The 21,021-nt window shown below is 49.8% G+C and carries 20 protein-coding genes; 13 read left to right on the top strand and 7 right to left on the bottom strand.

What is annotated here, in order from left to right:
• The first annotated feature begins 3 nt into the window (after positions 1 to 3).
• Positions 4 to 1,098: an alginate O-acetyltransferase AlgX-related protein gene (locus LA360_RS26520; RefSeq protein ID WP_112482445.1), complete on the top strand. Its 1,095-nt coding sequence runs from the start codon at positions 4 to 6 to the stop codon at positions 1,096 to 1,098.
• A gap of 1,236 nt (positions 1,099 to 2,334) precedes the next feature.
• On the opposite strand, the gene tnpC is transcribed toward LA360_RS26520, so the two are convergent.
• The 5 genes from tnpC to LA360_RS26545 all read right to left on the bottom strand — a co-directional run bounded on the left by tnpC (position 2,335) and on the right by LA360_RS26545 (position 6,695).
• Complete coding sequence (tnpC, locus tag LA360_RS26525; RefSeq protein WP_112482447.1) at positions 2,335 to 3,984, bottom strand: IS66 family transposase; 1,650 nt, start codon at positions 3,982 to 3,984, stop codon at positions 2,335 to 2,337.
• A gap of 147 nt (positions 3,985 to 4,131) precedes the next feature.
• On the bottom strand, positions 4,132 to 4,485 hold the full coding sequence (gene tnpB / locus LA360_RS26530) for an IS66 family insertion sequence element accessory protein TnpB (protein WP_089776306.1): 354 nt from the start codon (positions 4,483 to 4,485) through the stop codon (positions 4,132 to 4,134).
• On the bottom strand, positions 4,478 to 4,849 hold the full coding sequence (gene tnpA, locus LA360_RS26535) for an IS66 family insertion sequence element accessory protein TnpA (protein ID WP_112482449.1): 372 nt from the start codon (positions 4,847 to 4,849) through the stop codon (positions 4,478 to 4,480). The genes tnpB and tnpA overlap by 8 nt, the downstream gene beginning before the upstream one ends.
• A gap of 56 nt (positions 4,850 to 4,905) precedes the next feature.
• On the bottom strand, positions 4,906 to 5,790 hold the full coding sequence (locus LA360_RS26540) for a radical SAM protein (RefSeq protein ID WP_112482451.1): 885 nt from the start codon (positions 5,788 to 5,790) through the stop codon (positions 4,906 to 4,908).
• 14 nt (positions 5,791 to 5,804) lie between these two features.
• Positions 5,805 to 6,695: a helix-turn-helix domain-containing protein gene (locus LA360_RS26545; RefSeq protein ID WP_002588424.1), complete on the bottom strand. Its 891-nt coding sequence runs from the start codon at positions 6,693 to 6,695 to the stop codon at positions 5,805 to 5,807.
• Between the two features lie 177 nt (positions 6,696 to 6,872).
• Here LA360_RS26545 and uxuA point away from each other — a divergent pair, with 177 nt between their 5' ends.
• Both uxuA and LA360_RS26555 read left to right on the top strand, forming a co-directional pair.
• Positions 6,873 to 7,922 carry a mannonate dehydratase gene (gene uxuA, locus LA360_RS26550; protein WP_002588425.1) on the top strand — a complete coding sequence of 350 codons (1,050 nt, stop codon included), beginning with the start codon at positions 6,873 to 6,875 and terminating at the stop codon, positions 7,920 to 7,922.
• Positions 7,923 to 8,065: 143 nt separating this feature from the next.
• On the top strand, positions 8,066 to 8,908 hold the full coding sequence (locus LA360_RS26555; RefSeq protein WP_038260218.1) for an SDR family oxidoreductase: 843 nt from the start codon (positions 8,066 to 8,068) through the stop codon (positions 8,906 to 8,908).
• A 12-nt stretch (positions 8,909 to 8,920) separates the two neighbouring features.
• Here the strand turns inward: LA360_RS26555 and LA360_RS26560 are convergent, their stop codons facing one another.
• Entirely contained in the window at positions 8,921 to 10,138 is a 1,218-nt protein-coding gene (locus LA360_RS26560) for a 6-phosphofructokinase (protein ID WP_002588427.1), read from the bottom strand.
• Positions 10,139 to 10,386: 248 nt separating this feature from the next.
• On the opposite strand from LA360_RS26560, the gene kduI reads away from it, so the two are divergent.
• The 3 genes from kduI to LA360_RS26575 all read left to right on the top strand — a co-directional run bounded on the left by kduI (position 10,387) and on the right by LA360_RS26575 (position 12,908).
• Positions 10,387 to 11,229 (top strand): 5-dehydro-4-deoxy-D-glucuronate isomerase, encoded by an 843-nt coding sequence (kduI, locus tag LA360_RS26565; protein WP_057571921.1) that lies wholly within the window; start codon positions 10,387 to 10,389, stop codon positions 11,227 to 11,229.
• Between the two features lie 22 nt (positions 11,230 to 11,251).
• Positions 11,252 to 12,058 (top strand): gluconate 5-dehydrogenase, encoded by an 807-nt coding sequence (locus LA360_RS26570; RefSeq protein WP_022201382.1) that lies wholly within the window; start codon positions 11,252 to 11,254, stop codon positions 12,056 to 12,058.
• A gap of 142 nt (positions 12,059 to 12,200) precedes the next feature.
• Complete coding sequence (locus LA360_RS26575) at positions 12,201 to 12,908, top strand: GntR family transcriptional regulator (protein ID WP_022201383.1); 708 nt, start codon at positions 12,201 to 12,203, stop codon at positions 12,906 to 12,908.
• A 40-nt stretch (positions 12,909 to 12,948) separates the two neighbouring features.
• Here LA360_RS26575 and LA360_RS26580 read toward each other — a convergent pair whose 3' ends face one another.
• Complete coding sequence (locus LA360_RS26580) at positions 12,949 to 13,137, bottom strand: hypothetical protein (protein ID WP_022201384.1); 189 nt, start codon at positions 13,135 to 13,137, stop codon at positions 12,949 to 12,951.
• Between the two features lie 157 nt (positions 13,138 to 13,294).
• On the opposite strand from LA360_RS26580, the gene LA360_RS26585 reads away from it, so the two are divergent.
• The 7 genes from LA360_RS26585 (at position 13,295) to LA360_RS26615 (ending at position 20,416) form a co-directional block, all read left to right on the top strand.
• Complete coding sequence (locus LA360_RS26585) at positions 13,295 to 13,513, top strand: helix-turn-helix domain-containing protein (protein ID WP_002569725.1); 219 nt, start codon at positions 13,295 to 13,297, stop codon at positions 13,511 to 13,513.
• Positions 13,514 to 13,698: 185 nt separating this feature from the next.
• On the top strand, positions 13,699 to 15,144 hold the full coding sequence (locus LA360_RS26590; protein ID WP_002595271.1) for a sensor histidine kinase: 1,446 nt from the start codon (positions 13,699 to 13,701) through the stop codon (positions 15,142 to 15,144).
• 24 nt (positions 15,145 to 15,168) lie between these two features.
• Positions 15,169 to 16,005 carry a response regulator transcription factor gene (locus tag LA360_RS26595; protein WP_057571922.1) on the top strand — a complete coding sequence of 279 codons (837 nt, stop codon included), beginning with the start codon at positions 15,169 to 15,171 and terminating at the stop codon, positions 16,003 to 16,005.
• A 342-nt stretch (positions 16,006 to 16,347) separates the two neighbouring features.
• Complete coding sequence (locus tag LA360_RS26600; RefSeq protein ID WP_022201386.1) at positions 16,348 to 17,397, top strand: TRAP transporter substrate-binding protein; 1,050 nt, start codon at positions 16,348 to 16,350, stop codon at positions 17,395 to 17,397.
• Complete coding sequence (locus LA360_RS26605; RefSeq protein WP_022201387.1) at positions 17,381 to 17,884, top strand: TRAP transporter small permease; 504 nt, start codon at positions 17,381 to 17,383, stop codon at positions 17,882 to 17,884. The genes LA360_RS26600 and LA360_RS26605 overlap by 17 nt, the downstream gene beginning before the upstream one ends.
• On the top strand, positions 17,881 to 19,188 hold the full coding sequence (locus LA360_RS26610; RefSeq protein ID WP_022201388.1) for a TRAP transporter large permease: 1,308 nt from the start codon (positions 17,881 to 17,883) through the stop codon (positions 19,186 to 19,188). The genes LA360_RS26605 and LA360_RS26610 overlap by 4 nt, the downstream gene beginning before the upstream one ends.
• Positions 19,189 to 19,504: 316 nt before the next feature.
• The gene (locus LA360_RS26615) at positions 19,505 to 20,416 is read left to right on the top strand and encodes an AEC family transporter (RefSeq protein WP_022201389.1); all 912 of its coding nucleotides are present in this window, start codon (positions 19,505 to 19,507) and stop codon (positions 20,414 to 20,416) included.
• Positions 20,417 to 21,021: the final 605 nt, after the last annotated feature.

Here is a 21,021-nt window from a genome sequence, read left to right on the forward strand (position 1 = left end):
CCTATGATGAAAAAGATTATGATTGCGGGGTTCTGGGCCCTGCTTCTGATACCAAATCTGCTGTTTCCCTTTGTGAAGGGAAGCAGCCAGACAGGCACCGGGGAAAACAGGAATCTGGCAGAGTTTCCCGTGTTTTCACCGGATACATACGAGGCGTATCCGGCTGCGGTCAACAGTTATATCAATGACCATGCGGCATTCAGAAACCTGTTTCTGAGCATGAATTCCATGATTAACTTAAAGCTGTTCGGCTATGCGGATTCCCAGGACGTGATTGTGGGAAAGGATGGCTGGTACTTTTTCGCAGGGGGCATGAGCCTGTATGACGCCCTGGGAACCCAGCCCTTTTATCCGGACGACGCTGCCTGGATTGGCGGCCAGATCATAAAGGCGGCCGGATATTATGAGAGCCAGGGCATACCCTTCCTCATGATGATTGCTCCCAACAAGGAGGGAATCTACAGGGAATATATGCCGGATGCATATAAGCGGATCTGGGATGGAAACCGGCCCGGGCAGCTGGAGGATTACATACGGGAGCACTCGGATGTGGCGGTTCTGGACCCCAGGGAGTACTTTAACACGAACCGGGATTATGTGTGGTATTATAAGACGGATACGTACTGGAACAGCGCGGGAGGATATGCGGCAGGGCAGATGCTCATAGAGGCATTGGGAGGGACGCCTGTGCCCATAGAGGATGTGCAGGTGGATTATATCAAAGGAGCCCCCGGGGACCTGGCAAATCTGTTCCACCTGCCTGAGAAATACTGCGATGACCAGATTGCCCTTGTAAGCGGGTATCACGAAGACCTTGAGGCCACGGTGCAGGATGTGAACGGTGATAAGAATATTGTCCATACAAGTACACCCGGGGCGCCGGATAAGCGCCGGATTGCCGTAATACGGGATTCCTTTGGGACAGCCCTCATGGATTTCCTTCCCAGGTATTTTGCCAATGTGGACTTTTATCACTGGCAGGCCTTTGACCGGTCGCTTCTGGAGGAGAACCCTCCGGATGCAGTGGTATATCTGATTGTGGAGCGGGACCTGACCCGGATTCCCCAGGATGTGGGGAAGATGGTGCCGGAAGAATAAAGAATCCAAATGAATGGAAAAACAGGAAAAAAGATACCTGTATCCGGTGGGAATAGGTATCTTTTTTTAGAAAAAATCAGAATATTTAAACAATTAACACAAATAAAAGGTTAAGGTGTGCGTTAAAATGGAAACAATTGTAATAAAGTGGATTCAAGTATTAATAAACTAAAAAAATATTAAAATAATCAAAAAAGTATTGACAAATTCGGGGGCATTTACTATAATGAAGACAACAAAAGAACAGAGAACAAAAGATTTCAAGGAACTGTAGACAATCAGTTCACAAGTAATAAAATCCAAGCAAAGGAGGTACGGACCGCCAAAGACTTAAATTTTGTTTCATTTATAACTTAAAGAAATTTAATTATAAATGAGACCAGGAAAAACCAATCTGCTAAAGTGAAACGCTCAAACAGATAAGTAATTTTAAGAAGTTGATTTAAAGAAACAAGAATCCAATCGGTTGGTAAAAAATTCAAGAAGTAGCAGGTTTTCATGAGTTAAAGATATATGTGAATGGGTAAGTTCACAGACAGATAATTTAATAAACGAAATACAAGTTATATAGATTGAATGTTTTAAGAGCAATTGCGGTTATTTAAAGATATGAATTAAAGATACAGACTGTTGAGTGAAGCATTTATAAACAAGTGAATGATTGAATTTGTAACACTATCTCAAGAGTATCAGAAAAATTAAATTCGGTTTAATGGTATGACGAGAAAGTATTATTAGAACGAAGGATGATACCGGATAGTAAAGAAAAAGCAATAAAAGAAATGAATCAGACATAAGTGAAGAAATGCAGAAGTAGGAGCGAAGTAACAGAACGTAGAATGGTGTAACAACTTAATATAGAAAAGCCAGAAATAATTAAAAGAATTGTTTTGGAAAAGAGAGGTTTAGTCCAATGGACGAAATAGTTAGAAGACGGATATCGTAATCTGCGAACGTGGTTAGTCAAAGATTCGATATCCGTCTTCATGTTTTTATCCGGATTCATGAAAGGCTATGGGGAGTTTTGGGGAGAGCAAGACGGAATGGCGCAGCCAGATGAGGCAGGCGCTTTTTTTGTCCTGAAACCCGCTTTCCCTCCCTCATACCTTAAAGTCCCTCCAAATCAAAGGGAGGAGTGTATTCTTCCCTGGCACTGCTTTTTTCGTAAGTAAGTAATAATCCGTATCTTGACAAAATAAGAAATCCCCCAGCACTTACCGGGGGAAGATCTGTCTTTTACTTTTTAAGTTTGCTGCGGCAATCATCAGGCAGATTGGAGGACCATGGGAGAAGCTCCAGCATTTCTTCCTTTGCCGGAAACGCACCGAGTTCTTTCATCTTTTCCATCACATATGTGAGATAGTTGTATGGCTTCAGTCCATTCAGAAGCGCAGTTTCTGTGATGCTGTACACAGTCGCACTGGCCTGTGCCCCGCGGATGCTTTTGGCAAACAGCCAGTTGCGTCTCCCTATGGCAAAATTTTTCAGTGCCCGCTCTGCAGCTAGATTGTCAATACTCAGATGGCCATCTTCCAGATACCTTTTCAGATAGGTTTCCTGGTTCAGCGTATACAGGACCGCCTCTCCGATCTTAGAAGATCTGTCCACAGCATCCTCCAGGGTATGAAGCCACTCGAAAAAAGCCTCTAAAAGCGGCTTTGCCTGCTTTTGACGCTCTTCATACCTTTCTTCCGGTGACTTGTCACGGATCATCTCTTCGATCTTATAGAACATCCCGATCCGTGCCATTGCCTGATATGCGGTTGTTTCCTTCAGCTGCTCTTTGGTAAAGTCCTTTTTCAAAACGGTCAGGGATTCATCAAATCTGCGCCTCGCATGGGCCATGCATCCTGTCACGGTGATCCTTTCCGGAAGGCTGTGGTATGCCTGGTATCCATCGCAGGTGAAATATCCCTGGTACTGATCCCCAAGGAATTCCACCGGATGATATCCCGCCCGGGTTCTTTCGTATTGGAAGAGGACCATCCGGGGTGCGCCGCTGTATTCATCAGTGAGATAGACCCACATCCAGTTCTGGGTGGAACCTTTCTGTTCCGGCTCATCGATTACCTGAACACGGGTTTCATCCCCATGAGCGTACCGGCTCCGGAGGAATTCTTCCTTCATCAGTTCATAAAGCGGCTGCAGATACCGGTCCGCACACTGGATGATCCAATTCGCCATGGTCTTTGTGGAAAGGTTCAGGTCGTAACGGGCGAATTCCCGTTCCTGACGCGCAAGGGGCATGCCGCCCACATACTTTGCGTTCATGATGCCTGCCACCAGGGATGGTGTTGCCACACTGCCTTTGAGAAGGGAAGGCGCCTTTTCCGGACGTTTCATCGCCCCGCATTTCGGGCAGCTGTAAACATAGGTGACCTCCTCCACCACTTCAAACCGTGCAGGCACAAACTTCAGGCGCTTCACCGTCTCTTTTGTCACGACTTTATATTTGGTATTGCAGTCCGGACAGTTTCGGTCCGCGCCGGTCAGCTTATACTCAATTACTTCCGTTGTCTCAAAGGCGGAAAGATCTTCCTCCTTTTTGCCGGAACGTTTCTTTCTTTTATAGGAAGACGGATGGATCTCCTCCATTTCCGGCTCCGGCGCATCAGGCTCTGCTTCCTGCTCTGCCTCGTTAAAAAGGTTCAGCTGCGTATAGCCATCCGCATATTTTTCGCTGGATGGGCCAAACTGTTTCCGCTGCGCAAGAGTCAGACGGTCAGAAAGCATCGCGTTCAGGAATTCCAGTTCCTTTGTTTTTTCTTCGAGGATCTGGATCTTTGTTTCCTGTTTCTGATAATGCTCCCGCATGGTTTTCATCAGGGAGATGATATCCTCCCTGCTCATCTTGTTCAGTTGTTCCTCTGTAAAAAGCGGATCCATAACACAGCCTCAACTTTCTGAAATCTCTACCAGAAAGTATACCAGAAAAAGCATTCCGTTCCTATAGGAAACTGCATTCCGGGACGGAGGAAAATCCGCCCAAAACAAAGTGATTTTCGGCTTTTTGCGAATTGACAGGATCCGGGCTCATATGACGATCTTCGGGTGACGTTCTTCAAATGCGCCGCTGGGGTTCAGGGATAAACCATCGCACAGCCAATGGATCTCTTTCAGCGTAACTTTCTGCAGTTCATCCGGTGTGTCAGGCCAATGGAAGGAATCGCGGTCCAGCCGTTTCATCAGGATCCAAAACCCTGACCCGTCCCACTGAAGGATCTTGAGCAATGTGCGCCTGCGATTGCAGAACGCGAACATACAGCGGGAGTACGGATCGAGATGGAATTTCAGTTTGATGATGGCCGCTAAACCAGTGTAGCTCTTCCGGAGGTCCGTGCAGCCACATGCCAGATAGACTGTAGTACTTCCGTAAAAATCAAGCATAGTTCTTTAAGGCCTGAAGCAGGGCAGTCAACAGTCTGGCTGGACAGTCCGCAGCAACTTCAATCCGGATATTTTCCGGGAGACAGAGCATCACAGGAGGTTTTCCTGTATCTGCTGTACTGAAATGGAGTTCATGTTCCGAAGGGAGCTTTGCAAACACCGGATCAGAAGCACTTTCTGTCTCAGCTGCTTCTGACTGGAGCTTTCGGATCCAGTAACCCAGTGTAGACTGTGGGATTCCATTCTGCTGACACCATTCTTTGCGGGATAAACCGCTTTCCTGAAAAGCATGGAACCGGTCTGCCCAAAGGTCAGCCTTTGAGGTTACATTGTCATTCGTATTTATTGGTATCACCTCCATCATTTGAACTTATCTTATCAAATGTGGATGGAAATTTGCAGATACTGATTATTACCTACTTACCTTTTTTCCTGCATGAAGCCCTGTGTGAGTCCCAGACGGATGGCAGCATCCACCACCTTGCCGTATTCGTATGATGTGATACGGCGGTTTAGTTCCGGGAATTCCCGGTTTCTGATGTAGGGAGTGTACTGGCTCATAAGGCTAATCATATAGCGGCCGCGGGGCAGACTGCCGCTTATCCATTCCAACAGGGCAATGGAGTCATGGCGTTGTCCCGGCAGGACCATGTGACGGATGATGACGCCCTTTGCCAGCAGCCCGGGAGACGCGGACTGGTAAACCGGGGCGCCGGTCTGGTCAATCATCTGCCGGATGGCGGCGGCAGTCTCAAAATAGTCCTTTGCCCGGGAATATCTCCAGGCCAGACGGTTATCATAGTACTTGAAGTCAGGCAGCCATATGTCCACATAATCCTTTAATGCCTTTACCGTCTCCACTCGCTCATAGCCGCCGCAGTTATAGACTACGGGTATGGTCAGCTTAAAGCGTACCTGGTCCAGGGCGGAGATAATATGAGGCAGGTACTGGGTGGGCGTCACCAGGTTTATGTTATATGCCCCCTGGTCCTGGAGACGGAGGAATGCCTGGCCCAGCTCCTTTGCTGTCATCTCCCGGCCGAAATGTCCGCTGCTGATTTGGTGATTCTGGCAGAAGCAGCAGCCCAGGGTACAGCCGGAGAAGAATACAGTGCCGCTTCCGCCGGAGGCCGATGCTCCGCTGATGCAGGGCTCCTCCCAGTGGTGGAGGGCGGCTCTGGCAGCCGTAAGGACGTCGCCGCAGCCGCAAAAGCCTGTGGCGAGGCCGCGGTCGGCTTTGCACATCCTGGGGCAGAGGCTGCAGTTTCTGTACGTGTCAAAGGAAAGGATATCAGGTGTATTCATGTCAGTTAAATCCCCTATATGGTGTAATCCTGCTGTTCAGGCAGGCGGTGCTGCTCCCGGTACTCCTTGGGGGAGACACCGTACTCCTTTTTGAATGCCCTGAAAAAGCTGGTGTAGTCCTTGAAGCCGTACTGGAGATACACATGGCTGATGGGGTGGTCGGACAATATGGCGTTCTTGCTGGCGTGAAGCCGCTTTTTCAGGATGTACTGGTGGAGCGGAATGCCCATGTTGTCCTTGAATATGTGGGAAATATGGTATTTGCTCACATAGAAAAAGGACGACAGGCTGTCCAGGCTCAGATCCTCCTCCAGATGCCGGTTGATGTAGTCACAGATGTTCAGGTACAGGACATTTTCATAGACAGCTGATTTTTGGTGCAGGCTGTCATAGAGAAGGCGGTTCACGTACACCAGGAAGGAGACCGCCATGAGCTCTGAGACAAGCCGGTGGAAGGAGCGCCCTCCCGCAAGCTCCTCCATCAGGTCGGTCAGCTTTCCCTGAATCTCCTGGGTGGTAATGGTGTCTGTGTGGAACCGGTAGGTCTGGTGGCTCTGGGCATAGTCAAAGCAGTATGTCAGTTCTTCGTCGGTCTGCCGCAGCTTCTTATGGTAATCCTGATTCAGCCAGAATACAAACCTGCGGTAGGGTTTATCATAGGAATGGAACCGGGGATAATGGGGGGTATCAGGGGGAATCAGCAGACAGTCCCCGTATTCCAGCTGATAGCTTTTATCACCGATGTGGTATTCCACATCGCCTTCCAGGAAAAAATAGAACTCGCAGTAGTCATGTTCATGGGCATCGACGGATTTAAGCGCGGTATCATTATAATAGAAGAGTTCAAAGTCTCCGGACTGCATGTATTGCCGTGTGTTAAAGTCCATGGACAGCTGTTTTTTCACGGGAGTCCCTCCTCTCGGGAAACATGGTTTGTCATGCTTTTATCCCCATATTAGCATGAAACAACAACATTTGCAATATGGACGGCAAGTATCACTATGGACGGAAAATGGGTTTCTGTTATAATAAAACCATAGGTTAGGGAACGTAAAACAACACTTATTAGGAGGAGTTTACACATGAAATTATCATTCAGATGGTACGGGGAAGACGACAAGGTAACACTGGAAAACATCCGCCAGATTCCGGGCATGCAGTCCATCGTTACGGCTGTATACGATGTTCCTGTAGGCGAAGTGTGGAGCAGGGAGAGCATTGCAAAGCTTAAGAAGCAGGTAGAGGATGCGGGCCTGGGCTTTGACGTCATTGAGAGCATTCCTGTCCATGAGGATATAAAGCTGGGGAAGGCTTCCAGGGACAAGTACATCGAAAACTACTGTGAGAACATCCGCCGTGTTGCGGAGGCAGGCGTAAAATGTATCTGCTACAATTTCATGCCTGTATTTGACTGGACCAGGACCCAGTTAGACCATGAGCTGGCTGACGGCTCCACTTCCCTGGTATACTATCAGGAGCAGGTGGATGCGGTGAATCCGCTTAACAGCGACAGCGACCTGACACTTCCGGGATGGGATTCCAGCTATACCAAGGACGGCCTTAAGGCTGTAGTGGAGGAATACCACAACCTGACAGAGGAGAATCTGTGGGATAACTTAAAATATTTTCTGGAGCGCATTATTCCGGTTGCGGCTGAGTGCGACGTGAATATGGCAATTCATGAGGACGACCCATGCTGGAGCATCTTCGGCCTTCCAAGAATCATTACCTGCGAGGAGAACCTGGATAAGTTCTTAAAGCTGGTGGATGACAGGCACAACGGAATCACACTGTGCACAGGTTCCCTGGGCTGCTCCGCCAAGAACGACGTGGTAAGACTGGCCGGCAAGTACGCCGCCATGGGAAGAATCCACTTCGCCCATCTGAGAAATGTGGCTGTGCTGGACAATGGCTTTGAGGAAAGAGCTCATCTGTCCTGCTGCGGTTCCCTGGATATGTTCGGCATCGTAAAGGCCCTGGTGGAGAATGGCTTTGACGGCTATGTAAGACCTGACCACGGGCGTATGATCTGGGGAGAGACAGGAAGAGCCGGATACGGCCTGTATGACAGAGCTTTAGGCGCTACCTACCTCAATGGTCTGTTTGAGGCTGTGGAGAAAATGAGCAGATAATGCCCCGGCCGCAGGTCCGTACAGCATAAAATCAGACAAAACACAAAATGAATCAGGAAAGGGCCGGGAAGAAATTTCTCAGGCCCTTTTTGTCCATCACCGGCGAGGATGAATGGGAAGAGAATGAGAGGAGGAAGAAAAAGGTGGTATTGGGGACGGATTTGACGGGAAAGATGGCGGTGGTGACCGGCGCGGGGGGAATCCTCTGCGGCATGTTTGCCAGGACGCTGGCCCGGGCCGGCGCGGCGGTTGCCCTTCTGGATATTAATTTGGAGGCGGCTGAGGAGACAGCCAGGGACATACGGGAGGCTGGGGGTACGGCTGCTGCCTACGGAGTGGATGTGATGGATAAGGAAATGCTGGAGAGCGTTCATGCCAGGGTGCTGGCCCGGTTGGGACCCTGCGACATCCTGATCAACGGCGCGGGAGGCAATCAGGCCAGGGCCAATACGTCTAAGGAATATTTTGAGATGGGGGATATCGAAGCCGATGTGGCTACGTTCTTTGATATGGAGTATAAGGGCGTACAGGGCGTGCTGGATCTGAATTTTTTAGGAGGGTTTCTGACCTGCCAGGTCTTTGCCAAGGATATGGTGGGACGGGAGGGATGCAATATCATCAACATCTCCTCTGCCAGCGCAGCCAGGCCCCTGACCAGAATACCTGTATACAGCGGGGCTGTGGCTGCTCTCAGCAATTTTACCCAGTGGCTGGCCGTGCATTTTGCAAAAGCCGGAATCCGGGTCAACGCCATTGCTCCGGGCTTCTTTGTGACCAGACAGAATGAGGGGCTTCTCTATGATGAGGACGGAAAACCGGCGGCCAGGACAGCCAAGGTGCTGGCCGCTACTCCCATGGGGCGGTTCGGTAAGCCTGAGGAGCTGGGCGGGGCCCTCATGTTCCTGCTCAACAATGAGGCTGCCGGTTTCATCACAGGAATCATACTTCCGGTGGACGGCGGGTTTTCGGCATATTCCGGGGTGTGACGGCTGAGGCGGTTACTTCCTGTAGAGATATTTTGGCAGTCCGTTCTCCATGATGTGGTCCGGCTGCCCCTGAATCAGGGGAAGGGCATAGTCCAGGAATTCCGGTCCGATGTCGGAGCCTTCCGCCGTGATCCATTCCACGGGAAAGGATTTTTCGCGGTTGCATACATTGCCTACCTCTGTAAGTCCATACTCAAGTTCATATCCGGGCCCTGACAGGCGGGAACAGGTAACCATTTTGCCGGTTTCTCCCTGCAGGGCCTTTTCTGCTGCCCTTCTGCCGGAGCACTCTGCTTCCTCCACATCGGCGGCAGAGGCCAAAAGGCTGCTGCAGCGCTGGTTTACGTTCAGCTCCACAGAGCGGACCTTTACGCGGAAACGGTTGCGGACGTAGCTTTCCAGTATCTTGGCGCAGCCGGTGAGCATCTTGTGGCCGAAGGTGTCAATCTGGGCATCGTTGGTGTATTCGCAGATAAAACGGCCTTTTTTGTCGCGTATGCCTTCGGATACGCAGATTACCACATTGGGCTGGCGGGACAGGGCCTGCTCCACGTCCTTAAAAAACTGTTCCATGGAGAACGGCACTTCCGGCATATAGATGAGAAGGGGATTGTCGCCGGGATATTTTCTGGCCAGGGCGCTTGCAGCCGTCACCCAGCCTGCATGGCGCCCCATCAGCTCCACGATGGTGACAGCCGGCTGCTGGTACACGGAGGCGTCCAGGGAAATTTCACGGACCGTAGAGGCCACATACTTGGCGGCGCTTCCGTATCCGGGGGTATGGTCTGTAACAGGCAGGTCGTTGTCTATGGTCTTTGGCACTCCTATGAAGGAGATGGTTTCGCGGCGGATCCGGGCGTATCGGGAGAGCTTGTCAACCGTGTCCATGGAATCATTTCCGCCGATATAGAAACAGGCGCCTATGTTCATGGCTGTGAATTTTTCAAATAAAAGGCTGTAAACCGGCGCATCCAGGTTTTCAGGCAGCTTGAACCGGCAGGAGCCAAGATAAGCGGCCGGAGTCTGCTTAAGCAGGCTGAGGTCCTCACGGGTAAGAAGAGACAGGTCCGTGACGTGGCCTGAAAGAAAGCCTTCGATACCGTTTACCATGCCGTATACATGGTCTACCTCTTCCGGCCGGGCCATGCCCTCTGCAATGACTCCATATAAGCTGGCGTTAATGACGGCTGTGGGGCCGCCGGACTGGCCCACCAGGATGTTTTTTTTCATAATCATTCTCCTCGCTGTAATGTTTCATGGTCAAACACGGTCAAGTATATAATAAACAGACACACAACGCAAGCCTTACTGTTGTGAACATGCATAGAAAATCACTGCAATTTTGTAGAATATGCCCATTGAAAAAGATATACGACTGTGTTAATCTGTATACAGATTTAAAAAGTTGTATACAAGTAGTAAAGAACAAATACAAACTAAAATGAAAGAAAGTCAAGTTTAAAGGAGGAAGCAAGATAATGGATATTCGCTATTCTGCAAATCAGAGGGATGTAAAGCGTTACACCACCCAGGAGCTGAGGGATGAGTTCCTGATTCAGAACCTGTATGCGGCCAATGAGGTAGTGGCTGTGTATTCACATGTGGACCGCATGGTGACATTGGGATGTATGCCTACCACAGAGACTGTTTCCATAGATAAGGGAATTGACTGCTGGAAGAATTTCGGCACGCACTATTTCCTGGAGCGCCGTGAGATTGGCATTTTCAATATCGGCGGCAGCGGCAGGATTGTGGCTGACGGACAGGAGTTCCAGATGGGATATAAGGATTGCCTGTACATCACGAAGGGAACAAAGGAAGTATATTTTTCCAGTGACGACGCATCTGCACCGGCTAAGTTCTACATGGTAAGCGCGCCGGCTCATACTTCCTACACCACCACCTACATTCCCATTGCAAAGGCAGCCAAGAGGCCCTGCGGAGCATCTGAGACAGCTAATAAGCGCGTTATCAACCAGTTTATCCATCCGGATGTACTTAAAACCTGCCAGCTGTCCATGGGCATGACTGTGCTGGAGGACGGAAGCGTATGGAATACCATGCCGGCCCACACCCATGAGCGCCGCATGGAGGTTTATATGTACTTTGAGGTGCCCGGTGATAACGTGGTATTCCACATGATGGGAGAGCCCACTGAGACCAGACATATTGTGATGAAGAACGAGGAAGCTGTCATCAGTCCTTCCTGGAGCATACACAGCGGCGCGGGCACGTCCAATTATACATTTATCTGGGCCATGGGCGGAGAGAACATGGAGTTTGACGACATGGACACCATGATGCCCAACCAGATGAAATAAGCAAAACAAGGAGGAAAAAGAAATGGCAGATTATTTAAATAACTTTTCACTGGAGGGCAAGGTAGCCCTGATTACAGGCGCGTCCTACGGAATCGGCTTTGCCATTGCCAAGGCCATGGCGGGCGCGGGCGCCACCATCGTGTTCAATGATATCAAGCAGGAGCTGGTTGACAAAGGACTGGCAGCTTACAAGGAAGAGGGAATTGAAGCACACGGCTATGTATGCGACGTGACCAATGAGGACGCTGTCAATGAGATGGTCGGAAAGATTGAGAAGGAAGTAGGCGTGGTAGACATTCTGGTGAACAATGCCGGCATCATCAAGAGGATTCCCATGTGCGATATGACGGCTGCCGAGTTCAGACAGGTCATTGACGTGGATCTGAACGCGCCATTCATCGTGTCCAAGGCAGTCATTCCCAGCATGATTAAGAAGGGCCACGGAAAGATCATTAACATCTGCTCTATGATGAGCGAGCTTGGCCGTGAGACCGTATCCGCATATGCCGCAGCCAAGGGCGGACTTAAGATGCTGACCAAAAACATTGCTTCCGAGTACGGCGAGTACAACATCCAGTGCAACGGCATCGGGCCCGGCTACATTGCTACCCCTCAGACCGCTCCGCTGCGTGAGATTCAGCCTGACGGATCCAGGCACCCATTTGACCAGTTTATTGTGAGCAAGACTCCGGCAGGGCGCTGGGGCGAGGCCGAGGACCTGGGCGGACCTGCCGTATTCCTGGCTTCCGACGCATCCAATTTCGTCAATGGACTGGTGCTGTATGTGGACGGAGGAATCCTGGCTTACATCGGCAAGCAGCCTAAATAATCCGGCTTGAATTTTCCGGGGGAATCATTTATAATATAGACCAGTTGACAGTCCGGCAGCTTTTGATGCGGCCGGACTGTTTGATAAGAAGAACGTATTTTACGCCTGTGCTGTATGCGGGTATTGATAAGGGGGTCCAGCCATGGGAGAGATGAACTTCAAGAACCGGGGAGAGCTTGTATATGAGACACTGAAGCAGGAAATTCTGGATTTAAGGCTTAAGCCAGGCCAGATGATTAGTGAGAATGATATATGCGAGCGCTTTGGGGTGTCCAGGACGCCGGTGCGTGACGCACTCCGGCTTTTGCAGGAGCAGGGGTTTGCTGAAACCATTCCCTACCGCGGCACCTATGTGACCCTTCTGAGCCTGGATAACATCAAACAGATGATATATATGCGCGTGGCCGTGGAGACCATGGTGCTCAGGGATTTCCTGGAAGTCCAGACCCCCATGGTTATTGAGGACATCCGCCACAGCATTGCGCAGCAGAGGGCTGTTATCAGGGAACCGGGATTTGAGCCGGAGCAGTTTTACCGTATGGACGCTCAGATGCACTCCATCTGGTTTGCGGCCGTCAGGCGTCAGAAGCTGTGGGAGATGCTCCAGGCACAGCAGCTCCACTATACCAGGTTCAGGATGCTGGACTTCATCACGGAAACTGATTTCATGCGCATTATCGGTGAACATGAGGATTTATTCAGCATGATTGTGGATAAAAATGAAAAAGGGCTGGAGGAAGCCTTGAAGGAACACCTCTATTACAGTATGAAGCGCATGCGCCGTTCCATTGAGGTGGACTATAAGGATTACTTTGAGGAAGAAGATGAAGAAGGGCGGTTTGTCATTTGACAGGCCGCTCTTTTACGTGATGGATATACCGGATGGATACCTACTTTTTCAGATAGATTCTCTCATCCGGATTCTCATCCAGATATTCTTCCAGCTCCTCAGGGGACAGATGGGAGCGCACCTCCTCGAAATAGGCCGCACCATCCATGGCCATGAATTCCGTCAAACGGCGGACTACCTCTTCATCCTCCAGAAGCTTTTCCATGCCTTCTTTTGTGAAATAATCCATTTGTTTTGCCCTGCCTTTCAGTTATGTAAATAACAGCATTTACATATGTATAGTATATTCGCAATTACGAAGATATTCAAGATGTGAAATCTAACTTATGCTTAATCTATCTAAGAAACCAGCCCTTCGGCGGCTTGAGCGTATACAGGAGATAAAGATGATAGATTATTCACCATTCTGGAAGACACTGGAGCAATCTGAGGAAAATTGGTACACACTTACAAAGAAGCACCGCGTGTCGGACAGTACCCTTCACAGGCTGAAACACAACATGGACATATCCATGAAGACTGTGAACGATCTTTGCAGGATACTGGACTGCGATATTGAGGATATTGCAGTGTATGTGCCTTCCGAAAAGGACCAGCTGCTGTGATGGTCCGCGGCTTATGACCGGCGGCCGCAGAAAAACGCCTGTGTCAGTAAATGGCAGATTGCCTTACTGGCCGCAGGCGTTTTTTGCTGTGGAAAAATACAAAGTTCCGCCATGTTTTTGGTTTGTCTCTTCCAAAATGGTAAAATCTATTATAGAATAAGCTATGAACGATGGAGGTAGACCGGATGGAAGGAAGGCAAGGAAGAAAACTGCATGGTATTTGGATGTCCTGCTCCCTGGAGCGGAAGGTCAGATGGATTACCATTTCCACGGCTGCCGTGGTCATCCTGTCCATAACAGCGGTGATGCTGGTTGCCGGCTATGGGATGAAGGGATTCGGGGATTTGCTCATGGGCAATTCGCGGAGCCTGGCCTTCTGGTCGGCCATGGACGCCGAGAGCAGTTCCTTCCAGTATTACGCAGGGGACAGGACGCCTGAAAACAGGGAGAAATATGAGATGTCCTGTGCCAGGACCCGATCGGCACTTAAGTCCCTGCCCTTTGACTATGAGGAAATCGGAGCGGACCGTTATGGGGTCACCTGGTCCATTTTAAATATGTATGAGAATTACGCCGCTGCCAGGGATGCGTTTCTGGAGATGGAGGAAGGGGCGCCGGATTACCTGGACCGCCTCTATACCATTTACCGGGTCCAGGGATATCTGGCAACCCATGCGGGCCGTCTGGAACAGATGACCGTGGAATCGGGCAATGAGCGGTATGAGATGCAGCGGCCGCTGTTCATTATTGTGCCGGCGGTCAGCATCCTGTGGGGCGCGGCAGCCCTTTTGATGGTAAGATGGCTGAACCGGTCGGTACAGAGAAACATTGTCCGCCCCATGGTGGAGCTGGCGGAGGACTCCAGACGGATAGGGGAAAATGATTTCACAGGCCCGGACACCCATGCGGAGGGCGGTGATGAGATTGCCAGCCTGGTCAGGGCTTTTTGCACCATGAAAGCCAGCACCAGGGGGTATATTGAAGCCCTGACGGAAAAGCACAAGATGGAGAAGCAGCTGGACGAGGTGCGGCTTCAGATGCTGAAAAACCAGATAAATCCCCATTTTCTGTTTAATACCCTGAATATGATTGCCAGCACGGCCCAGATAGAGGACGCGGCCACCACAGAGAAGATGATTCATGCCCTGAGCCGGCTGTTCCGCTATAACCTGAAATCCACGGACTCCGTGATGCCCCTGGAGCGGGAGCTTAAGGTGGTGCAGGACTACATGTATTTACAGCAGATGCGGTTCGGACAGAGAATACGCTATGACACTGACTGTAACCAGGATACCCTGGAGGTGCTGGTGCCCTCCTTTGCCCTGCAGCCCCTGGTGGAAAATGCCATCATCCACGGTATTTCCCCCAAAGGGCAGGGGGGAAGGATACATGTCCGTTCCTGGATGGAGGGAAGGCGGATCTGGATATCGGTGGCTGATACAGGGCGGGGAATGGCCCGGGAACGGCTGGAGGAAATACGCCGCGCCCTGGCAAGGGGTGAAGAGAAGGCCACTGGCGTGGGTGTAGGCAATATTTACCGCAGGGTCCATGGAATGTACCAGGACGGCGAGATTTTCATATACAGCAGTGAGGGACGGGGGACGGTCGTGCAGATGGCCTTTACACCCTGATGACAGGACGAAAGGATGAGGCATATGTATCGTGTATTGCTGGCGGATGACGAGCAGATTGAACGGATGGCGCTGGCCAAGCGCCTTAAGAGGCATTTTGGCGGCAGCCTGGATATCAGCGAGGCAGTGAACGGGGCAGAGGCCCTGGAGACATTCAGGAGAGAAAAAAGCCAGATCGTGGTCATGGATATATCCATGCCGGAGATGAACGGAGTGGAGGCGGCGGAACACATCCGCAGCCTGGATGAGGACTGTATTATCATTTTCCTGACAGCCTATGATGAGTTTTCCTATGCCAAGAGGGCCATTGTCATCCGGGCCCTGGATTATCTGCTGAAGCCGTGCGAGGAGGAAGAGCTGGTGGCTGTCATGGAGGAGGCCATGCGGCTGACCGATAAACGGCTGGCCGGTCAGGACGCCTCAGGCCCGGATAGCCCCGGCCCGGATAGCCCCGGCCCATATATCACTGGCCCGGACGTCCGCGCGGGGGAACCTGCGCAGGACATGTCCAGAGATGACGGGGACGGGCGTCTGGCCCAGGTGGCGGAAACCATACGGGAATATATAAGGAATAATTATATGAAGGAAATATCCATGCAGGATGCGGCCAGGATGATGAATTATTCAGACGCTTATTTCTGCAAGCTGTTCAAACAGTGCTTTGACCAGAATTTTACGTCCTACCTCACCGGTTTCAGGGTCAACGAGGCCAAGAAGCTGCTGAGGGACAGGAGTATCAGCGTCAAGGATGTGAGTATGCAGGTAGGGTATTATGATTCCAATTATTTTGCAAAAGTGTTCAAGCGCATCACGGGAATGATACCATCCGAGTATAGGGATAGTGAGACTGCACAAAAATAAAGAAAGGTTTTTGTGCATTTGTGCGAAGGTAGCTAGAAAAAAATGGGGGAGGACAAAATTTTCTTCCTGTATGACAAACTTTTACGGTACAAAATAAAAGCCCCTGGCTATATAATTAAGAAAGTGTTAAGAAGGCGCCAAAAAATCTTAACGTTTTCTGGTTGATAGCCAAGGGGCTTTTGTTGTGGAGAAAAGGGCCGGGACTCTTACAGAGCTGGGCAGCGGGCAGCAAAAGGCCGCCGTTTTGCGGTATGGGAAACAGTATTTCAGTCCAGAATAAACAGGAACGCAGGTTTCTGGGATGTATTGAAACAAAAGAATTTGCCGTGTAAAGGGAAAGGAATGAAAAAAGTGAGAAAATTCATAAAGAGAGTGGCTGCAGCCGCCCTTGCGGCTGCTGTGGCAGCAGGTCTTACAGGCTGTGGCTCAGTGACTTCCGGAAAACGGATTATCCGTGTATCCCATGCCCAGTCAGAGACACATCCGGAGCATATAGGGCTTCTGGCTTTTAAGGAATATGTGGAGGAACGGCTGGGGGACAAGTACGAGGTTCAGATATTCCCCAATGAAATCCTGGGTTCTGCCCAGAAAGCCATTGAGCTGACCCAGACAGGGGCCATTGACTTTGTTGTGGCCGGAACTGCCAATCTTGAGACGTTTGCAGGCGTATACGAGATTTTCAGTATGCCCTATCTTTTTGACTCAGAGGATGTGTACAAGTCCGTTATGCAGGATACGGATTATATGGAAAAGGTTTATGAGTCCACGGATGAAGCCGGATTCAGGGTAGTTACCTGGTACAATGCGGGCGTCAGGAATTTTTATGCCAAGACTCCTATCCATACCCCGGATGACTTAAAGGGAAAGAAGATAAGGGTTCAGCAGAGCCCGGCCAGCGTGGCCATGGTCAATGCCTTTGGAGCAGCGGCAGCCCCCATGGGATTCGGTGAGGTATATACGGCCATCCAGCAGGGCGTTATCGACGGTGCGGAGAACAATGAGCTGGCGCTTACCAACAACAAGCACGGCGAGGTTGCCAAGTATTATGCCTATAATAAGCACCAGATGGTGCCGGATATGCTGGTCGCCAACCTGAAATTCTTAAACGGTTTAAGCCCTGAGGAATACCAGGTATTCAAGGACGCGGCAGCCCTGTCCACAGAGGTGGAGCTCAAGGAGTGGGATAAGAGCATTGAGGCAGCCAAGGACATTGCACAGAATAAAATGGGCGTGGAATTTATTGATGTGGACGTGGATGCCTTCAAACAGAAGGTGCTGCCTCTTCACGAGACCATGTTAAACGATAATCCTAAGATTGTGGACCTGTACAATCATATCCAGGAAATAAATGAAAAAGCGAAGGGAGGAAAGCAGGATGGAGACAATGCATAAAGTGAGAGCAAGAATCATGCAGATGCTGGGAATTTTCATCATCTGCCTGTTTATGCTGATGACCATAATCGGAACCTATCAGATTGTTACCCGCTACTTCTTCAATAAGCCAAGTACTGTTTCCGAGGAGCTTTTAACCTACAGCTTCACATGGATGGCCCTGCTGGCTTCCGCTTATGTGTTCGGCAAAAGGGACCATATGAGGATGGGATTTCTGGCAGACAAGATTAGCGGTTCCGTCAAGAAATACCTGGAAGTAACCATCGACCTGCTGACCTTTGCCTTTGCCGGTGTGGTCATGGTGTACGGCGGCATCTCCATCACAAAGCTGACCATGATCCAGACCACCGCATCCCTCAGGGTGCCCATGGGATATATCTATGTGGTTGTGCCTGTGACAGGCATCATTATCATGATGTTCAGTCTGATGAACGCGGCAGACATGCTGCACACGGATTTCAGCAAAAAGGAGGATGCGGGAGTATGAATATAGCAGTAGTCTGCGGACTGATTATTTTGGTGCTTTTAGTTGTGATGCTCTTAGCGGGGGTTCCCATTGCGGTTGCCTTGGCAGTGTCATCCATCTGTGCCATTCTTCCGGTGCTCAATACGGGAGCTGCCGTGCTTACCGGCGCACAGAGAATTTTTTCCGGCATATCCGTATTCAGCCTCCTTGCCATTCCATTTTTCATTCTGGCGGGAAATATTATGAATAAGGGCGGTATTGCCGTCCGTCTCATTAACTTTGCAAAGCTTTTTACGGGAAGCATTCCGGGTGCGCTGGCCCATACCAATGCAGTGGCAAACATGCTGTTCGGCGCCATATCCGGTTCCGGTACAGCGGCTGCCTCCGCCATGGGATCCATTATCGGACCCATTGAGGAAGAGGAAGGGTATGACAGGGATTTCTCTGCGGCGGCTAATATTGCCACGGCGCCTACCGGCCTTCTGATTCCTCCAAGCAATGTAATGATTACCTACTCCCTGGTCAGCGGCGGAACCTCGGTGGCAGCCCTGTTCATGGCGGGATACATTCCGGGCATCCTCTGGGGCCTTGCCTGTATGGCGGTTATCTTTTATTTCGCCAAGAAAAAGGGATACCGCAGCACAAAGAAATACTCGAACAGTGAAAAGGTAAAGGTATTTTTCCAGGCCATTCCCTGTCTGCTGATGATTGTCATTGTTATCGGAGGAATCATCAGCGGCATTTTTACCGCAACGGAGGGAAGCGTGGTGGCAGTGGTGTACAGCCTGATTCTTTCCCTGTTCTTCTATAAGTCCATCAAGTTCTCTGAGCTGCCTAAGATTTTCCTGGACAGCGCGGAGATGACAGGCATCATTATTTTCCTGATTGGTGTGTCCAGCATCATGAGCTGGGTCATGGCCTTTACAGGAATCCCCACAGCCGTATCAGAGGCAATGTTAGGAATCAGCAACAACCGGTATGTGATTCTTTTCATCATCAATATCCTTCTGCTGATTATCGGTACATTCATGGACATGACGCCTGCCTGCCTTATCTTCACACCTATCTTCCTGCCAATTTGCCAGGCCCTGGGTATGAATACCGTGCATTTTGGTATCATGATGATATTCAACCTGTGTATCGGTACCATCACGCCTCCGGTAGGAACCACGCTGTTTGTGGGTGTAAAGGTGGGTAAGACAAAGATTGAAAATGTAATTAAACCGCTTCTATTGTATTTTGCAGCCATATTCGTTGTGCTGTTGCTTGTATCCTATGTTCCGATTCTGTCCATGTGGCTGCCGGGATTGCTGGGATATGTATAGGCCATACGGGAATTCGTAGTACGAATCTGCCTACACAGGAGGCAGAGGATTGGGACGTATGTAAATATACGTGTGTTGTTTCATGAAGGGTTGTTTCATGAAGGATTTGGAGAGACCGGCGCCGGGGTGGGCGGCCGGTCTTTCTTTCTGCCTTTGGGCTATGACGGATATTGTTTTGTTATTGCAGTATGCCGTTGTTTTTGATATTATAACTAGGGTGTGCAGTTGGCGGAAATGAATTTTCAAGGGTGTGCAGAATGAATTTTCAAATCAAAAGCCGGGGCGGGAAGAATAAACGGATGGGAGAAATGATAAAATGGCAGAAGTGTTGACGAAGGCCGGGGCTTTTGTGGCCGTCATAATAATGGGAAATCTGCTGAGAAGAGCCGGTTTTTTTAAGGAGGAAGATTTTTATGTCTTATCGAAAATCGTACTTAAGATAACCCTTCCCGCAGCGATTATATCGAATTTTTCAGGGATTGACCTGAAGCCGTCCATGCTGGTGATGACACTGCTGGGATTTGGCGGGGGAATCCTGTATATCACCATGGCCTTTTTCATGAGTATTGGTAAGGAACGGGAGGAACGGGCATTCAATGTACTGAATTTGCCGGGATACAATATAGGCAATTTTACCATGCCCTTTGCCCAGAGCTTCCTGGGCCCCGTGGGTGTGGTGGCGACCAGTCTGTTTGATACGGGAAACGCGTTTGTCTGTCTGGGCGGGGCCTACAGCGTGGCAGTGGTGACAAAGGAGAAAAACGCCAGGTTCAGCCTTTTGCCGGTTGTAAAGACGTTGCTTAAATCCCTTCCCTTTGACGCATATCTCATCATGACTGTGTTGTCGTTTCTCCATGTGGCACTGCCTGCCCCCATTACCTCATTTACCGGAGTCATTGGAAATGCAAATGCATTTATGGCCATGCTCATGATTGGGGTTGGATTTAAGTTAAACGGGGACAGCAGCCAGCCCGGGAAAATCGTGAGGATACTTGCGGCACGGTATTCATTGGCCATTATACTGGCACTGGTCTTTTACTTCCTGCTGCCTTTTGGGATAGAATACAGGCAGGCACTGACCATACTTGCCCTTAGCCCCATGTCATCTGCGGCTCCTGCATTTACAGGCAACCTGGGTTCGGATGTGGGACTGGCAAGCGCGGTCAACTCCATATCCGTAGTAATCAGCACCGTGCTGATTACCGGGACACTGATGATGATATTGTAGGAGTTTGGCGGAATAAAACTGGATACAGGGGAGTGGGGATGACAGGAAGAAGCGGGGAGGAGAAAATAAATTAAAAAATTTATCGGATGTGTATAATTCTATGGGATGGGGCCATAATAGGAGTATACACGAAAGAGAAAATAATTAATACTTATCCTCCCCTTTTTAAATCAGCTCCGGCGCCAGTGGCGTGCCGGGGCTGAATTTGTTGTGGCTTTAGCCAGTTGAAGGCATTGGAGTTTTTCGTGTTCCGAAAAATGGAAGAGAGTTAGGCATATAATCGGGATTGTTAAGAGGGTTCGGGATATATTCGGACGCGCCGTGAATGGAGAAGACGCAGATGAAATCTGATTAAGTAAATCCGAAATTTAATGAGGTACAGAATATTCACGGAAGGAACAGATTGCTTGACAATACATAGAGAGGGAAGAAATTGAAATATGTAAAAGAAAATCAGAGAATCTGGGATGAACGCTCTGAAAAAAATGATATCTGGTCGATACCGGTAACAGAAGAGGATATCGAACTCGCCCGAAAAGGGGTTTGGAGTATTAAGATAAAGATTAAAATATAACAGGGCCGTTGCTCCATAGATGCTCTGCCCA

The sequence above is a fragment of the Enterocloster clostridioformis genome, from assembly GCF_020297485.1.
GTDB classification, from domain to species: Bacteria; Bacillota; Clostridia; order Lachnospirales; family Lachnospiraceae; genus Enterocloster; species Enterocloster clostridioformis.

What these genes read in the sequence shown, in the direction of transcription:
- LA360_RS26520 (WP_112482445.1), top strand. Translation starts at nt 4, where the DNA reads ATGATGAAAAAGATTATGATTGCGGGGTTCTGGGCCCTGCTTCTGATA.
- tnpC (WP_112482447.1), bottom strand. Translation starts at nt 3,984, where the DNA reads ATGGATCCGCTTTTTACAGAGGAACAACTGAACAAGATGAGCAGGGAG.
- tnpB (WP_089776306.1), bottom strand. Translation starts at nt 4,485, where the DNA reads ATGCTTGATTTTTACGGAAGTACTACAGTCTATCTGGCATGTGGCTGC.
- tnpA (WP_112482449.1), bottom strand. Translation starts at nt 4,849, where the DNA reads ATGATGGAGGTGATACCAATAAATACGAATGACAATGTAACCTCAAAG.
- LA360_RS26540 (WP_112482451.1), bottom strand. Translation starts at nt 5,790, where the DNA reads ATGAATACACCTGATATCCTTTCCTTTGACACGTACAGAAACTGCAGC.
- uxuA (WP_002588425.1), top strand. Translation starts at nt 6,873, where the DNA reads ATGAAATTATCATTCAGATGGTACGGGGAAGACGACAAGGTAACACTG.
- LA360_RS26560 (WP_002588427.1), bottom strand. Translation starts at nt 10,138, where the DNA reads ATGAAAAAAAACATCCTGGTGGGCCAGTCCGGCGGCCCCACAGCCGTC.
- kduI (WP_057571921.1), top strand. Translation starts at nt 10,387, where the DNA reads ATGGATATTCGCTATTCTGCAAATCAGAGGGATGTAAAGCGTTACACC.
- LA360_RS26570 (WP_022201382.1), top strand. Translation starts at nt 11,252, where the DNA reads ATGGCAGATTATTTAAATAACTTTTCACTGGAGGGCAAGGTAGCCCTG.
- LA360_RS26575 (WP_022201383.1), top strand. Translation starts at nt 12,201, where the DNA reads ATGGGAGAGATGAACTTCAAGAACCGGGGAGAGCTTGTATATGAGACA.
- LA360_RS26580 (WP_022201384.1), bottom strand. Translation starts at nt 13,137, where the DNA reads ATGGATTATTTCACAAAAGAAGGCATGGAAAAGCTTCTGGAGGATGAA.
- LA360_RS26585 (WP_002569725.1), top strand. Translation starts at nt 13,295, where the DNA reads ATGATAGATTATTCACCATTCTGGAAGACACTGGAGCAATCTGAGGAA.
- LA360_RS26590 (WP_002595271.1), top strand. Translation starts at nt 13,699, where the DNA reads ATGGAAGGAAGGCAAGGAAGAAAACTGCATGGTATTTGGATGTCCTGC.
- LA360_RS26595 (WP_057571922.1), top strand. Translation starts at nt 15,169, where the DNA reads ATGTATCGTGTATTGCTGGCGGATGACGAGCAGATTGAACGGATGGCG.
- LA360_RS26600 (WP_022201386.1), top strand. Translation starts at nt 16,348, where the DNA reads ATGAAAAAAGTGAGAAAATTCATAAAGAGAGTGGCTGCAGCCGCCCTT.
- LA360_RS26605 (WP_022201387.1), top strand. Translation starts at nt 17,381, where the DNA reads ATGGAGACAATGCATAAAGTGAGAGCAAGAATCATGCAGATGCTGGGA.
- LA360_RS26610 (WP_022201388.1), top strand. Translation starts at nt 17,881, where the DNA reads ATGAATATAGCAGTAGTCTGCGGACTGATTATTTTGGTGCTTTTAGTT.
- LA360_RS26615 (WP_022201389.1), top strand. Translation starts at nt 19,505, where the DNA reads ATGGCAGAAGTGTTGACGAAGGCCGGGGCTTTTGTGGCCGTCATAATA.